The sequence below is a fragment of the Hansschlegelia sp. genome (assembly GCF_035538955.1).
In the GTDB taxonomy this organism is placed as follows: domain Bacteria; phylum Pseudomonadota; class Alphaproteobacteria; order Rhizobiales; family Methylopilaceae; genus Methylopila.
Genome location: NZ_DATLJK010000009.1, coordinates 31,191 through 45,412, shown reverse-complemented (window position 1 = coordinate 45,412; position 14,222 = coordinate 31,191). Strand labels below are relative to the sequence as shown.

Annotated in this window: 11 protein-coding genes; 7 read left to right on the top strand and 4 right to left on the bottom strand. The window is 69.3% G+C overall.

Translation table 11 applies throughout. The features are described from left to right. Nucleotides 1-10 precede the first annotated feature (10 nt). Entirely contained in the window at nucleotides 11-2,419 is a 2,409-nt protein-coding gene (gene lon / locus VM780_RS04760) for an endopeptidase La (RefSeq protein ID WP_325445659.1), read from the top strand. Between the two features lie 16 nt (nucleotides 2,420-2,435). On the opposite strand, the gene VM780_RS04755 is transcribed toward lon, so the two are convergent. Continuing rightward, nucleotides 2,436-2,642, bottom strand: a complete 207-nt coding sequence (locus VM780_RS04755) for a hypothetical protein (protein ID WP_325445657.1) — start codon at nucleotides 2,640-2,642, stop codon at nucleotides 2,436-2,438. A 33-nt stretch (nucleotides 2,643-2,675) separates the two neighbouring features. Further along, nucleotides 2,676-3,185, bottom strand: a complete 510-nt coding sequence (locus VM780_RS04750; RefSeq protein WP_325445655.1) for a hypothetical protein — start codon at nucleotides 3,183-3,185, stop codon at nucleotides 2,676-2,678. A gap of 148 nt (nucleotides 3,186-3,333) precedes the next feature. Here VM780_RS04750 and VM780_RS04745 point away from each other — a divergent pair, with 148 nt between their 5' ends. The 6 genes from VM780_RS04745 (at nucleotide 3,334) to VM780_RS04720 (ending at nucleotide 9,941) form a co-directional block, all read left to right on the top strand. After that, nucleotides 3,334-4,692, top strand: coding sequence for an 8-oxoguanine deaminase (locus tag VM780_RS04745; RefSeq protein ID WP_325445653.1), 1,359 nt, complete (start codon nucleotides 3,334-3,336; stop codon nucleotides 4,690-4,692). Nucleotides 4,693-4,736: 44 nt separating this feature from the next. Continuing rightward, nucleotides 4,737-6,104, top strand: coding sequence for a TIGR03808 family TAT-translocated repetitive protein (locus tag VM780_RS04740; RefSeq protein ID WP_325445651.1), 1,368 nt, complete (start codon nucleotides 4,737-4,739; stop codon nucleotides 6,102-6,104). Between the two features lie 374 nt (nucleotides 6,105-6,478). After that, nucleotides 6,479-7,330: a transporter gene (locus tag VM780_RS04735; protein ID WP_325445649.1), complete on the top strand. Its 852-nt coding sequence runs from the start codon at nucleotides 6,479-6,481 to the stop codon at nucleotides 7,328-7,330. 107 nt (nucleotides 7,331-7,437) lie between these two features. Continuing rightward, nucleotides 7,438-8,178 (top strand): TlyA family RNA methyltransferase, encoded by a 741-nt coding sequence (locus tag VM780_RS04730; protein ID WP_325445647.1) that lies wholly within the window; start codon nucleotides 7,438-7,440, stop codon nucleotides 8,176-8,178. Then, nucleotides 8,175-9,413 carry an RNA methyltransferase gene (locus VM780_RS04725; protein WP_325445645.1) on the top strand — a complete coding sequence of 413 codons (1,239 nt, stop codon included), beginning with the start codon at nucleotides 8,175-8,177 and terminating at the stop codon, nucleotides 9,411-9,413. The genes VM780_RS04730 and VM780_RS04725 overlap by 4 nt, the downstream gene beginning before the upstream one ends. Nucleotides 9,414-9,512: 99 nt before the next feature. Continuing rightward, nucleotides 9,513-9,941 (top strand): DUF983 domain-containing protein, encoded by a 429-nt coding sequence (locus tag VM780_RS04720; protein ID WP_325445643.1) that lies wholly within the window; start codon nucleotides 9,513-9,515, stop codon nucleotides 9,939-9,941. Here the strand turns inward: VM780_RS04720 and VM780_RS04715 are convergent. Together VM780_RS04715 and VM780_RS04710 are read right to left on the bottom strand one after the other, a co-directional pair. Continuing rightward, a complete protein-coding gene (locus tag VM780_RS04715; RefSeq protein WP_325445641.1) occupies nucleotides 9,926-11,293 on the bottom strand; it encodes a PLP-dependent aminotransferase family protein in 1,368 nt (455 codons plus the stop codon). The genes VM780_RS04720 and VM780_RS04715 overlap by 16 nt on opposite strands. Nucleotides 11,294-11,371: 78 nt before the next feature. Then, on the bottom strand, nucleotides 11,372-14,182 hold the full coding sequence (locus VM780_RS04710) for a M10 family metallopeptidase C-terminal domain-containing protein (protein WP_325445639.1): 2,811 nt from the start codon (nucleotides 14,180-14,182) through the stop codon (nucleotides 11,372-11,374). Nucleotides 14,183-14,222: the final 40 nt, after the last annotated feature.

The window sequence follows — 14,222 nt, the reverse complement described above, 5'->3', positions numbered from 1 at the left end:
GAGCAAGCTGATGACGCCAAGCGACAACGTTTCGGACGCGCCGGCCGCCGAGTCTTCGGCGTCCACCGAGGTCCATCCCATCCCGTCCGACGCGCTGATCATCCTGCCGGTGCGCAACACGGTGCTGTTCCCGCATCTGATCGCGCCGTTCTCGATCGGGCGGCCGAAGTCGATCGCCGCGGTCCAGCAGGCGGTGCGCGAGGAGCGGCCGATCGGGGTGCTGATGCAGCGCGATCCGGAGGCCGAGGATCCGGGGCCGGACGGGCTCTACCGGATCGGCACGGTGGCCAACATCGTGCGCTACATGACGGCGCCGGACGGCTCGCACCACATCGTCTGCCAGGGCGCGCAGCGCATGCGCGTGCTCGACTTCCTCCCCGGAACGCCGTTCCCGGCGGCGCGCGTCCTGCACATACCCGAGCCCGACACGCGCTCTCCGGAGATCGAGGCGCGTTTCCTGCACTTGCAGAGCCAGGCGGTCGAGGCGCTCAGCCTGCTGCCGCAGGCGCCGCAGGAACTGATCGCCGCGGTGCAGGGCGCGACCTCGCCCGCCCAACTCGCCGATCTCGCCGCCGCCTATCTCGACGTGAGGCCGGAGGAGAAGCAGGAGATCCTCGAGACGGTCGACCTCGTCGCGCGCATGGAGAAGGTCTCCCGGCTGCTCGCCGGCCGGATCGAGGTGCTGCGCATCTCGGCCGAGATCGGCCGCCAGACCAAGGCGTCGTTCGACGAGCGCCAGCGCGAGGCGGTGCTGCGCGAGCAGATGGCGGCGATCCAGCGCCAGCTCGGCGAGGGCGAAGGCAAGGCGCAGGAGGTCGCCGAGCTCAGCGAGGCCATCGCCAAGGCCGAAATGCCGAAGGAGGTCGAGGAGCAGGCGCGCAAGGAGCTTCGCCGCTACGAGCGCATGCCGGAAGCCGCCGCCGAGGGCGGCATGGTGCGGACCTATCTGGACTGGCTGATCGAGCTGCCGTGGAAGATCGGCGACGAGAAGCTGATCGACATCGCCGAGGCGCGCCGGATCCTGGACGAGGACCATTACGGCCTCGAGCGGATCAAGAGCCGCATCGTGGAATATCTCGCGGTCCGCAAGCTCGCCCCGCAGGGCCGCGCGCCGATCCTGTGCTTCGTCGGCCCGCCCGGCGTCGGCAAGACCTCGCTCGGCCAGTCGATCGCCCGCGCAATGGACCGGCCGTTCGTGCGGGTCAGCCTCGGCGGGGTCCATGACGAGGCCGAGATCCGCGGCCATCGCCGCACCTATGTCGGCGCGCTGCCGGGCAACATCATCCAGGGCATCCGCAAGGCCAAGGCGCGCAACTGCGTGATGATGCTCGACGAGATCGACAAGATGGGGCGCGGCGTTCAGGGCGATCCCTCCGCCGCGATGCTCGAGGTGCTGGACCCGGAACAGAATTCAACGTTCCGCGACAACTATCTGGGGGTGCCGTTCGACCTGTCCCGCGTCGCCTTCATCGCGACCGCCAACATGCTCGACACCATCCCGGGTCCGCTGCGGGACCGCATGGAGATCATCAGCCTCGCCGGCTACACCGAGGACGAGAAGCTGCAGATCGCGCGGCGCTACCTTGTGCGCCGGCAGCTCGAGGCGAACGGGCTGAAGCCCGAGCAGGCCGCCATAGACGACGACGCCCTGCGCGCCATCATCCGCTCCTATACGCGCGAGGCCGGCGTCCGCAGCCTCGAGCGCGAGATCGGCCGCGCCCTGCGGCACGCCGCGGTGCGGGTCGCGGAGGGCAGCGCCGAGCAGGTGCGGATAGGGGTCGACGACCTCACGGCCATCCTCGGCCAGCCGCGCTTCGAGAACGAGGTCGCGATGCGCACTAGCGTCCCGGGGGTCGCGACCGGCCTCGCCTGGACGCCCGTCGGCGGCGACATCCTGTTCATCGAGGCGACCCGCACGCCGGGCCGCGGCGGGCTTATTCTCACCGGCCAGCTCGGCGAGGTGATGCGTGAGAGCGCGCAGGCCGCGATGAGCTTGGTGAAGAGCCGCGCGGCCTCGCTCGGCGTCGATCCGGCGCTGTTCGAGAAGAACGACGTGCATGTGCACGTCCCGGCCGGCGCAACTCCGAAGGACGGGCCGAGCGCGGGCGTCGCGATGTATGTCGCGCTGGCCTCGCTGCTGACGAACCGGACGGTGCGCAACGACACCGCGATGACGGGAGAGATCTCGCTGCGCGGCCTTGTGCTGCCAGTCGGCGGCATCAAGGAAAAGGTCGTCGCCGCGGCCGCCGCCGGCGTCACCCGCGTGATGCTGCCGGCCCGCAACCGCCGCGACTATGACGAGATCCCGCAGGGGGCGCGCGACCGGCTGGAGTTCATCTGGCTCGAGCGGGTCGATGACGCCATCGCGGCGGCGCTCGAGCCGGCAGGCGCGGCCGAGACGCCGGCGGCGGCCGAATAGGCCGCCGCCCCGCCGCCTACTTCTCGAAGGCCGCGTCCTGGCGCTGCTCGCTCTGGACGCGCTTGCCGTCGAGCCCGCGCTCCTGCGGATGCTGGGACTTGTCGCGGTTCGACAGGATCTGGTTCTCGCCGATCATGCCTTCCGGTGCGTCCGTCATCGCGCCGGAGCCGTCATTCTTGCCCTGCGCGCCCGGGCCCATATTGTGTCGGCTGGCTTTCGCCATCGGATTTCTCCTTCGCGTGAATCAAGCTGAAGCTCAGCGCTTCTCCTGATCGGGGCTGTGGCTCTGCGGGCGGTGGCCCGACTGCCCCTGGTTGTTGTGCTTGTTGTGGTCTCGGTTCTCCTGGTGAAGCCCCTGCGGGCTGACCGGATATTTTTCGTCGCGCGGCTCGCCGGCGGTCGCCTCGGCGGGGCCGCTATGCTCCTCCTGAAGCGCCTCCGCGGTTCGGCGGGGGTCCGGGACATCGGGCTTGCGCTCGAACATCCGAAGCTGCTGCTCGTGGGTCTTGTCGCCTGACACTGGTTTGATCCTTCCGCGTTCAGGACCCGCGCCTGCGGTTCGCGCCCCGCGCGTCGTCCTTGTCGATGCCGCCTTGGGATTGACGTCGTTCTCGACGTCGCCCTCGAACGTGCTCTCGCCCTCCGCGTCCTCCACGTCGTCCGGAGTCGCGTGGGCCATGGTCGCGCCTTTGGAAGCGCCGATCAGCGGATTCGCCCGAAGGTCCGCATCCGTGGGAGTCTTGGTCTTGGGGTGCTTGGTGGACATTCGCCGAGCCTCCTCTGGCGTGTCGCCGATCAGGGTCCTGACTGTTGCAACTAGCCTGTCCCGCGCTTGTTCCCGGCCTCGACGCGGGCGGCCCGATCGGTCATGAACCCGCCCGGCGGGGCAGCGGCCCTGATGCGGAGCGCCTGTCTTGCCAACGCTGCTGATCCGGAACGCGGACATTCTCGTCACGATGGACGAGGCGCGGCGCGAGATCGCGAATGGCGGCCTGTTCGCGCGCGACGGCGTGATCGAGCAGGTGGGTCCGACCCCGGAGCTGCCGCGCGAGGCGGACGTCATCCTCGACATGCGCGGCTGCGTGGTGACGCCCGGCCTCGTCAACGCCCATCACCACATGTTCCAGAACCTGACCCGCGCGCTGCCGGCGGGACAGGACGCGCTCTTGTTCGGCTGGTTGAGCGCGCACTATCCGCTCTGGATGCGGATGCGTCCCGAGCACATCCGCGTCTCCACCACGGTCGCGCTTGCGGAACTCGCCGAGAGCGGCTGCACCACGAGCTCCGACCACCTCTACATGTTCCCGAACGGAGCGCGACTCGACGATTCCATCGGAGCCGCGAGCGAGGTCGGGCTCCGGTTCCACGCCACCCGAGGGGCGATCAGCATCGGCCAGTCGCAGGGCGGCCTGCCGCCGGACGCAATGGCCGAGGATGAGGACGCGATCCTCGCCGACACGCGGCGGCTGATCGAGGCGTTCGACGATCCGCGCCCGTTCTCGATGACGCGCGTCGGGGTCGCGCCATGCTCGCCTTTCTCGGTCAGCCGCGAACTGATGCGCGATTGCGCCGAACTCGCGCGAAGCTACGGCGTCCGGCTGCACACCCATCTTGCGGAGAATGACGAGGACGTCGCCTATTCGCTGGAGCGCTTCGGTCTTCGGCCCGGCCAGTATGCCGAGGAGCTCGGCTGGTGCGGTCCGGACGTCTGGCACGCCCACTGCGTGAAGCTCGACGCCTCCGAGATCGACCTGTTCGCCCGCAGCCGAACCGCCGTCGCGCACTGTCCGTGCTCCAACATGCGGCTCGGCAGCGGGGTCGCTCCCGTGCGCGCGATGCGGGCCGCGGGCGTGCCCGTCGGTCTCGGCGTCGACGGCTCGGCCTCGAACGACTCCGGCCATCTGCTGAACGAGGCGCGCCAGGCGCTTCTGTTGCAGCGGGTCGCCGAGGGCGCGGGAGCGATGACGGCGCGCCAGGCGCTGGAGCTCGCCACGCTCGGCGGCGCGGATGCGCTCGGCCGGCCCGACATCGGACGGCTGGCGCCCGGCAAGGCGGCCGATCTCGCCGCCTTCGACGTTTCCGGCCCGGCGTTCGCGGGCGGGGAGTGGGACCCTGTCGCGGCGCTCGTGCTCTGCGGTCCGACGCGGGCGGCGACCACGATCGTCGGCGGCCGCGTCGTCGTCGAGCATGGCCGCTGCATCACGATCGATCGAGCGCGGACGCTTGAGGCCCATGGGCGGCTTGTTCGCGAGCTCGCCAACGGCGAAGCTTGATCGTCCCCGCAGCCGCGGGGCGCAGTGCTTCCCGGAGACGACCAGTGGCCCGCGCGGCGCCAGCCGATCTCGCGATCTCGCGCAGACGTTTCATGGCGACCTCTGCCGCCTTTGCGGCGCTCGCCGCGGCGCCCGCCTGGGCGGAGGCGCTCCCGGGCGCGCTTGACGCCGAAGCGCTCGGCGTCCGACCCGGCGACGCCGACCAGAGCCGCGCCCTCACCCGCGCCCTCGAGCGCGCCGCGCGCGAAGGCCGCCCGCTCGCGCTCGGGCCGGGCGTCTACCGGGTCTCCAACGTCACGCTTCCGGACGGCGTCATGCTGGTCGGCGCGCCGCACGCCACCCGTCTGGAGCTCTCCGGCTCCGGGCCCGTCCTGAAGGCCAAGGGAGCAAAACGCCTCGCGCTGCGGGGGCTCACCTTCGACGGCGGCGCGATTCCGGGGGCCGCGGAGACCGGCGTGCTGGAGTTCGCCGACGTCGCCGCGCTCGCCATCGACGACGTCACGGTGCTCGACGCCGGGGCCAACAGCGTGATGCTGCTGCGCTCGGGCGGGACAGTTCGGGACTGCCGGTTCGAAGGCGCACGGCAGGCGGCGCTGTTCTCGATCGACGGCAAGGGCCTGTCGCTCACGGACAGCGTCATTCTCGGCTGCCGCAACAACGGCGTGCTGCTGCGCCGGAACGACAAGGCCGACGAGAGTTCCGTGATCAGCCGGAACCGCATCGAGGACACCGGCGCGCTCGACGGCGGGCTCGGCTGGAACGGCAACGCGATCAACGTCTCGAAGGCCGGCGGCGTGATGATCTCCGGCAACGCCATCCGCCGCTCCGCCTTCTCGGCCGTGCGGGCGCACGCAGCCGATGACGTCATGATCACCGACAATCTCTGCCTGGACAGCGGCGAGACCTGCATCTTCGCCGAATACGGCTTCTCCGGCGCGGTGATCTCCTCGAACCTCGTGGACGGCGCCGGCAACGGCATCTGCGTCGCCAATTTCAACGAAGGCGGCCGACTCGGCACGGTCGTCGGCAACGTCGTCCGCAATCTCTTCCGCCGGAAGAAACTCGACGGGCCGGGCGAGAGCTACGGGCTTGGCATCGGCGTCGAGGCGGACGTCGCCGTCACCGGCAACGTCGTCGAGAACGCCCCGACGGCCGGAATCAACGCCGGCTGGGGTCCCTATCTGCGCGACGTCACAATTTCCGGAAATGTCGTCCGGGGCTGCGACGTGGGAATCAGCGTGTCGGTTGTGGAAGGCGTCGGTCCCGCCACCATCGTGGGCAATACGGTGACGGGATTTCGGCGAGGCGGGGTTCTCGGGTACCGCTGGGATAAGGCGGCGACGCCTGACCTGGCGGTCGGCGGATCGGGTGGTTTGCCGGGGCTTATAGTCGCTCAAAACACGCTGAAGTAGCGCAACCGGCTATCGCGGGCGGATCCTGCAACCATTCAACTCTTTGAAGTCCTTATAATTTGCACAATCGGCGGGCGCCGTTTCCCCGTCTCGCGAATGTGAATTTACCAATAATTTACCCAAGATCCGCTGCGACATTTCGGCGACAGTGGTTGCGGAACTAGGGCGACACCCGGCGATTCCGGTGGCGAAACCCGCCCAAAAAATGTCCTCTCCAAGCAGCGGCGCCGAGTCGGGGGCGCTTGTTGAGCCATCGGTTCTGTTTCCGACAGATTTCGACTTCGGGGACGGAAGAAACCGAACCGGTAGGCGAAAACGATTTCGTGCTCGGAGAGGCGGCGTCCCGGCAGGGCGCCGATCGGAGGAAAGGCAACATGCTGAAAACTGTGATGAAAATTGCGGCGGTGGGCGCGATGATGCTCGGCGCCTCGTCGATGGAGGCGAACGCCTTCCCCGCGACTGCGCAGACCGGTGAGACGGTCGGCCTGGCGCGCGGCGCGCCGCTTCCGGAAGGCGTGTACTTCGTCAACACGCTGAGCTGGGGCGTTCGCAACACGAACCCCGACACTAAGCTGCTGGTCGACATCCCGGTCATCGCCTGGTCGACCCCGTGGACCATCCTCGGCGGCAACTTCCAGCTGCTGGCCGCGCTGCCGAACGCCCACGTCGACGTTCGCGGCACCAATGTCGACAACTACGGCCTCTACAACCCGTTCGCCGCCGCCGCCCTCGCTTGGGACCTCGGCAACGGCTTCGGCGTCAGCTACCTGTCCGGCTTCTACTTCAACGCCGGCGACAAGGACATCCGCGTCCACGCCACCACCTGGCGTCAGGACTTTGCGGCGAGCTACACCGGCAATGGCTGGAACCTGACCGCCAACCTGCTCTGGGGCATCACGTTCGGCACCTCGAACAACTACGGCGGCAAGACCGCTAACGGCTTCAACCTCGACCTGACCGCCACCAAGACCTTCGGCAAGTGGGAACTCGGCCTCGCCGCGTTCGGCTCGACCGAATACGACACCCCGGGCGGCCGTCCGAAGCAGAAGCAGTTCGCCCTCGGCCCGCTCGTCGGCTACAACTTCGGCCCGGTCATCATGCAGGCCTACCTGACCCGCGACGTGTGGCAGCGGAACCTCGGCGGCAAAGAGACCCGTCTCTGGACCCGCGTGATCATCCCGCTGTGGACCCCGGCTGCGCCGGCTCCGATCGTCACCAAGTACTGAGACGATCGACAGATCTGATCTGACGGAACGGGGGCGCTCTGCGCCCCCGTTTTCGTTTCTGGCGTGCTAGACAGCGGCTCACCTTACCCAACGGCCGCATCCGCCTCATGTCTTCCTCTCCCCGCCGCCGCGCGGACCTTCTGCTCGTCGAGCGCGGCTTGTTCGAAAGCCGCGCCAAGGCGCAGGCCGCCATCGCCGCCGGCCTTGTGCGCGCCGATGGGGCGAAGGTGCAGCGCGCCTCCGATCCGCTGCCCGCTGGCGCCGAGATCGAAGCCGCGCCCGCCCACCCTTACGTCTCCCGCGGCGGCGTGAAGCTCGCCTTCGCGCTCGACCATTTCGGAATCGAGGTCGCCGGCGCCCACGCGCTCGACGTCGGATCCTCGACCGGCGGCTTCAGCGAAGTCCTGCTGGCCCGCGGCGCGGCGCATGTCACGGCGGTCGATGTCGGGCGCGACCAGCTGCACCCTCGGCTGCGCGCCGAGCCGCGCCTGCTGAGCCTCGAGGGCACCGACGTCCGCACGCTCGCCGCGAGCGCGTTGCCGGCGCCGCCGGAAATCGTCACGGTCGACGTGAGTTTCGCGCCGCTCTCCGTCGTGCTGCCCGCAGCCCTTGCCCTGGCGGCGCCCGCGGCCGCCTTGATCGCGCTGGTGAAGCCGCAGTTCGAGGCCGGCCGCCGGGACATCGGCAAAGGCGGCGTGGTGAAGGACCCGGAGGTGCATGCGCGCGTCACGGACGCCGCGGTCGCGCTCGTGGTCGAGCTCGCCTTCACGCCCCTCGGCATCGTTCCCTCGCCGATCACGGGCGGCGACGGCAATCGCGAATTCCTGCTCGCGGCGCGCCGGGCGTGACCGAGCTCTTGCGCATTGAACGCCTCGGCCAGCGAGGCGACGGCGTGGCGCAGGGGCCAGGGGGCCCCATCCACGTCCCGCTGGCGCTCCCCGGAGAGCTCGTGGAGGCGGACCTGTCGGGCGAACGGTCTCGGCTCGTCCGCGTGGTCGAGAGCGCCCCCGAGCGGGTCGCGCCCTATTGCCCCGAGGTCGGCGCCTGCGGCGGCTGCGCCACCCAGCAGCTGGCGCAGCCCACGGCGCTCGCCTGGAAGCGCGCGCTGCTGGTCGAGACGTTCCGCCGCGCCGGCCTCGACGCCGAAGCCAGGATCGCGCCTTGCCTCGACGCTCATGGCGCCGGCCGGCGGCGCGTGACCTTCCATGCCCGCGCCGGCGCGGACGGCCGGATTGCGGTCGGCTTCGCGGAAGCCCGCAGCCACGCGATCGTGCCGGTCGCCGCCTGCCCGCTGCTCGCGCCGGAACTCGCCGGCGCGCTGCCGGCGGCGCGCGCGCTCGCGGCGGCGCTGAGCTCCCGCCGCAAGCCGCTCGACATCGTGGCGAGCGCCACCGCGGCCGGGCTCGACGTCGACATCAGGGGCGGCGGGCCGCCGCCTGAGCCCCTGCGGCTCAGGCTCGTCGAGCTTGCCGGGCGGCTCGACCTCGCCCGCCTCTCGATCCATGGCGACGTCGTCGTGGAGCGGCGCCGCCCCGTGCTCGCGATCGGCCGGGCGCAGGTGACGCCGCCGCCGGGCGGCTTCCTGCAGGCGACCGCCAAGGGCGAGGAAGAGCTTGCGCGCCTCGTGCTGGAAGGCGTCGACGGCGCCAAGCGCGTCGCAGATCTGTTCTGCGGCATAGGGCCGTTCGCGCTGCGGCTCGCCGAGCGCGCGGAAGTGTTCGCCGCGGATTCCGAAGCGGCGGCGGTCGAGGCGCTGTCCGCCGCCGCCCGCATGGCGCCCGGGCTCAAGCGGATCTCGGCCGAGCCGCGCGACCTGTTCCGCCGGCCGCTGACCTCAGCCGAGCTCGCGCGGTTCGACGCGGTGGTGTTCGACCCGCCCCGCGCCGGCGCGGAGCTCCAGGCCCGGACGCTGGCCGGCGCCAAGGTGGCGCGGGTCGTCGCGGTCTCGTGCAGCGCCGCGACGCTCGCGCGCGACGCGGCGATCCTGGTCGCCGGCGGCTATCGGCTGGACCTCGTCACCCCGGTCGATCAGTTTCGCCATTCGGCGCATGTCGAAGCGGTCGCCGTTTTCTCTCGTGGCTAGCCGCCTCAGCATACAATATTGACATTGTATGCTCCGATCCCTACATCTCTCCCGTACAAGGAGCCGCCCGCCAGACGAGCGGCCGGGAGGCACGACCCCATGTCCGCTGACCATCCGAACCTCGCCCCGTATGCCGTCGGCATCCGCGGGCGCTGCCCGCGCTGCGGCGAGGGCCACATGTTCCAAGGCTTCCTGAAGCTGCGCCCGAACTGCGAGGCCTGCGGCCTTGACTATTCCTATGCGGATCCGGCGGACGGGCCGGCGTTTTTCGCGATCACCTTCGCGTGCCTGCCCTCGGCCTTCTTCGCGGTCTGGCTCGAGGCGGCCTACACGGCCCCCTATTGGGTCCACCTGTTCACCACCCTGCCGCTGCTGCTGCTGACCTGCATCCCGCCGCTGCGCCCGCTGAAGGGCTGGCTGGTGGCGAGCCAGTATCACCACAAGGCAGGCGAAGGCCGGCTGGTGCGCAAGGACGAGGCGGAGACCGCCTCGGTCTGGCTCGACATCAAGTCTCAGACGACCTCGTGAGCGGCGCCTTCGGCGTCGGCCACCACCGCCGCGAGCGTCCGCAGCGCGCCTGCTAGGCGCGCCCGCTCCGGCACCCCGCCAAGCGAAATGCGCACCGCCTCGGGCGCGTCCGCGCCGGCCGCGAACGCGTCCGACGGCGTGACGCCGAGGCCTTGGGCGCGCGCGCTCTCGATCAGGCCGTGCCGGTTCCATCGGCTCGGCAGCGGCAGCCAGACATGCAGCCCGCTCGGGTGCGCCCTCGCTTCGGCTGGCAGGATGTCCTGCGCCAACGTCTGGCGCGCGGCCGCTTCGGCCCGCACGCCCGCCAGCACGTCGGCTGCGACGCCGTCCCGTATCCAGAAGCTCAACAGCGACACCATCAGCGGCGCCGGCATCAGGGTCAGCGCCCGCAGAGCGCGGGCGACGCTGCCGGCCTCCGCGCCGCCCGGCGCGACCACGAAGGCGGTTCGAAAGCCCGGCGCCAGACACTTGGACACAGTCGCTACATGCCAAGTAAGCGAAGGCGCCAGGGCCGCGAAGGCCGGGGGCGCGTCGCCCGCGAGCGGCGCGTAAGGATCGTCCTCGATGATCGTCAACCGCGCGCGCGCGGCGACCGCGACGATCTCGCGTCGCCGCGCCTCCGGCATCGTGGCGGCGGTGGGATTGCAGATCGTCGGGTTGAGGTAGACGAGCCGCCCGCCGCTCTCGCTCGCGGCCGCCGCGAGCGCGTCGGGCCGCATGCCGTCCTGATCGGCCGCCACGGCCGCCGTCCGCAGCCGGAGATGGCCGGCGGCCGACAACAGACCCGGATAAGTCAGCGGCTCGGTCAGCACGACGCCATCGGCGCGCCCGTGCATGGCCAGCAGCGCCGCGAGCGCCGGCTGCGCGCCCGGGCTGATGCAGATCCGTTCGGGATCGACCGCCCCTAGCGTCTGGCGAAGCCAGGCCGCCGCGCAGGCGCGGTCGCCGGGCGCGCCCGGCCCCGCATGATAGGACATCAGCGTGTCGACGTCGGAGCGCGCCAGCAGGTCGCGCACCCCGCGCCCGATCTCCTCCGCAAGCCGGACGCCACGCGGCGACGGCGGCACGTTCATGGTGAGGTCGATTGCCGGGCCCGCAGCCTTGCGAGGCGCGGCCACGAACGAGCCCCGCCCCGTCACGGCGTCGAGCAGATTGCGCCGGCGCGCCTCCGCATAGGCGCGCGTGACGGTCGTCAGGTCGACGCCGAGTTCATCCGCAAGCGCCCGCTGCGGCGGCAGGCGATCGCCTGCGCGCAACTCGCCGGCCGCGACAGCCGCCTCGATCTGGTCGGCGATCTGGACGTAGAGCGGTCCCGCCGCGCCATGAATCTGCGGCCTCCACAAAGGCGCCACGAGCGACGATCCCTGCTAACAATCCATACGATCGGAAGATTGTATGCTGGCGGCTGCCGAAGGTCCAACGAGTCCGCGCTAGAGAATGAAATTATCGAAGGCGGCGTGGGAGCCGGCCGCCACGATCAGCATGTCGGAGCTTCTGTCGCCGTTGACGTCGAAATAGATCGACGTGAGGGCGGTTTCGCTGTCGTAGCTCAGCATGATCTGTCCGGCGCGGCCGCTGAACGCGTCGACCAACGTGAACGCGTTGTTGCCGGAGCGTGTGACGTCGGCGTCAATCGCCGAAACGTCGATCACGTCCGAGTTCGACAGATCGGTGATCCGGTCGGGGCCGAAGGGGTCGGCCTCCAACCGCGACGAGAACACGAAGTGATCTACGCCGCTGCCGCCTGTGAGCACGTCGGCGCCGAGACCGCCGATGATGGTGTCGGCGCCTTGGCCGCCATTCAGCTCGTTGTCGCCGTCATTGCCGACGAGCGTGTTGTTGAGCGTGTTGCCGAGACCGTCGATGTCTTTCGAGCCGGTCAGAGTCAGCTTTTCGATGTACTGACCGGTGAGGGCGTAGCTCACCGAACTGCGCACCTCGTCAAAGCCCTGGCCGCTCGACTCGACGGCGCGATCCCCGGCGTTCTGCACGACATAGACGTCGTCGCCGGCTCCGCCCCGCATCGTGTCCGCGCCCGTCCAACCATCCAGCGTGTTGTCGCCCGCATTGCCGACGAGGATGTTGTCGAGCGAGTTGCCGAGAGCGTTGATGTCCTTCGATCCGGTCAGCGTCAGCTGCTCGATGTATTGCCCCGTCAGGGCAAAGCTCACCGAGCTCCGGACTTCGTCAAAACCCTCGCCCTTCGCCTCGATGGTCTGGTCGCCCGCGTTCTGCACGACGTAGACGTCGTCGCCCAGTCCGCCGCGCATGGTGTCCGCGCCGCTCCAGCCGTCCAGAGTGTTGTCGCCTGAATTGCCGACGAGGACGTTGTCCAGCGTGTTGCCCAGCGCATTGATGTCCTTGGAGCCGGTGAGCGTCAGCCGCTCGACGTACTGACCCGTGAGCGCAAAACTTACGGAGCTTTGGACTTCGTCGGAGCCCTGGCCCTTCGCTTCGGCGACGACGTCGCCCGTGTTCTGCACGATATAGACGTCGTCGCCGAGACCGCCCCGCATGGTGTCCGCGCCGCTCCAGCCGTCCAGCCTGTTGTCGCCGGAATTGCCGACGAGGACGTTGTCCAGCGTGTTGCCCAGCGCATCAATGTTCTGCGACCCGGTAAGCGTCAGCTGCTCGATATATTGGCCGGTGAGCGTGTAGCTCACGGCGCTCCGCACCTCGTCGAAGCCTTGGCCCTTGGACTCGAGCGCCCGATCCCCGGAGTTCTGCACGACGTAGATGTCGTCGCCGAGCCCGCCGCGCATCGTGTCCGCGCCGCTCGAACCGTCCAGCGTGTTGTGGCCGGAATTGCCAACCAGCAGATTGTCCAGCGTGTTGCCGAGCGCGTTGATGTTGGCTGAGCCCGTCAGCGTCAGGTCTTCGACATACTGGCCGGTCAGAGCGTAGCTCACCGAGCTGAATATGCGGTCGCGCCCCGTGACGTTGGCCTCGATCACCTGGTCGCCGGCGTCGTCGACGTAGTAGGTGTCGGAGCCGACGCCGCCCTGCATGACATCCGCCCCTGCCCCGCCGTCGAGCGTGTCGTCGCCGGCTGACCCCGCAGGCGGGAGCGCCACCACGAAGATGTCGTTCGCGCTGTTGGTGTCGCCGCTTACCGGTCGGGTCGGGCTGCTATAGGCGAGCATCGAGCCGTCGCCTGAGAAGCTCGGAGCGGTTCCGCGGCCGACCACGTGGCCGCTGCCGTCGCTAACGTCGACGACCCAGATGTCCCCTTTCTCGTTTTCGTAATCGGGATCTTGATCATCTGCGACGAATGCAACGTATCGACCGTCTGGCGAGAAGACCAAGTGGCTCGCGCCATGAAGGGTGGACAGAGGAGTCGTGGAACCCGTCTCAAAATCATACAGAAATACGCCGCCATACTCGGCGAATGCGACGGATTGACTGTCGGGGGCGAAAGCGACTTCCGTTATGGACCAGCCAGTATCGGCGCGGCCGATCTCGATAGAATTTCCCGTCTCGAGATCCTGAATAACATAGTAGTTGTCGTAATAATGCGAGTAGAGCGCGACCTTGCTCAGGTCTGGCGAGAAGGTCGCCTGATCGACGAAGGGGCCGTGCGTCTGCTCGTAGTCCGGCGAGGGCGGGATGATAGCCGTGCGCTCGATCGCCCCGGTCGCGAGATCCTTGATATAGATGCTGAGCTCGCCCGTCGAACTCTCGGAAAGATTAGTGGCGCGGCTTACGAAGGCCACGTGCTCGCCGTCAGACGAGAACGCCGGACCGAACGCGCCTGAATTCGCGGCTTCGCCGTCGGCGCTGGCAGAGACGATGCTGACCTGAAGCGTCGCAAGGTCCTGGACGACGATCTGGTGCTCCGACGTTTCATAGACCACGCTGTTTGAGTCCGGCGAGAACTTCAGCGCCAGAAAGCCTCTCTCTGCCGAGGCCGCGAGAGGGCCCAGCCGGGTCACCTCTCCGGTGACCAAGTCCTTCATGAAGAGCCCTACCGCGCCGCCGTCCAGGTCGGTCGACCAGCTGTTGAAGACGACGCGCGTCCCGTCAGGCGAGAAGACGGGATCGTAAGAGTCGCCGTTGGCCTGGCCCCCAGCGTCGTTCGTCGAGACCCGCGCAACGGGAAGCGCGGTGAGGAAGTCCCCGAAGAGCCAGTCGGATCCGCCGCCTCCAGCGAGCAAGTCGTTTCCGCCGCCGCCCACGACCACATCGTCGGCGCCTCCGCCAGAGAGGCTTTCGTCGTTCAGCGTGCCTGTGACTGTGGGCATGGCGGCGTTCCCGGCTGCGGCGTCGTGCCGCCACCATGCC

Excerpts from the sequence above, each read along its gene's own strand:
- VM780_RS04710 (WP_325445639.1), bottom strand. The coding sequence starts at position 14,182 with ATGCCCACAGTCACAGGCACGCTGAACGACGAAAGCCTCTCTGGCGGA.
- VM780_RS04735 (WP_325445649.1), top strand. The coding sequence starts at position 6,479 with ATGCTGAAAACTGTGATGAAAATTGCGGCGGTGGGCGCGATGATGCTC.
- VM780_RS04755 (WP_325445657.1), bottom strand. The coding sequence starts at position 2,642 with ATGGCGAAAGCCAGCCGACACAATATGGGCCCGGGCGCGCAGGGCAAG.
- lon (WP_325445659.1), top strand. The coding sequence starts at position 11 with ATGACGCCAAGCGACAACGTTTCGGACGCGCCGGCCGCCGAGTCTTCG.
- VM780_RS04750 (WP_325445655.1), bottom strand. The coding sequence starts at position 3,185 with ATGTCCACCAAGCACCCCAAGACCAAGACTCCCACGGATGCGGACCTT.
- VM780_RS04720 (WP_325445643.1), top strand. The coding sequence starts at position 9,513 with ATGTCCGCTGACCATCCGAACCTCGCCCCGTATGCCGTCGGCATCCGC.
- VM780_RS04730 (WP_325445647.1), top strand. The coding sequence starts at position 7,438 with ATGTCTTCCTCTCCCCGCCGCCGCGCGGACCTTCTGCTCGTCGAGCGC.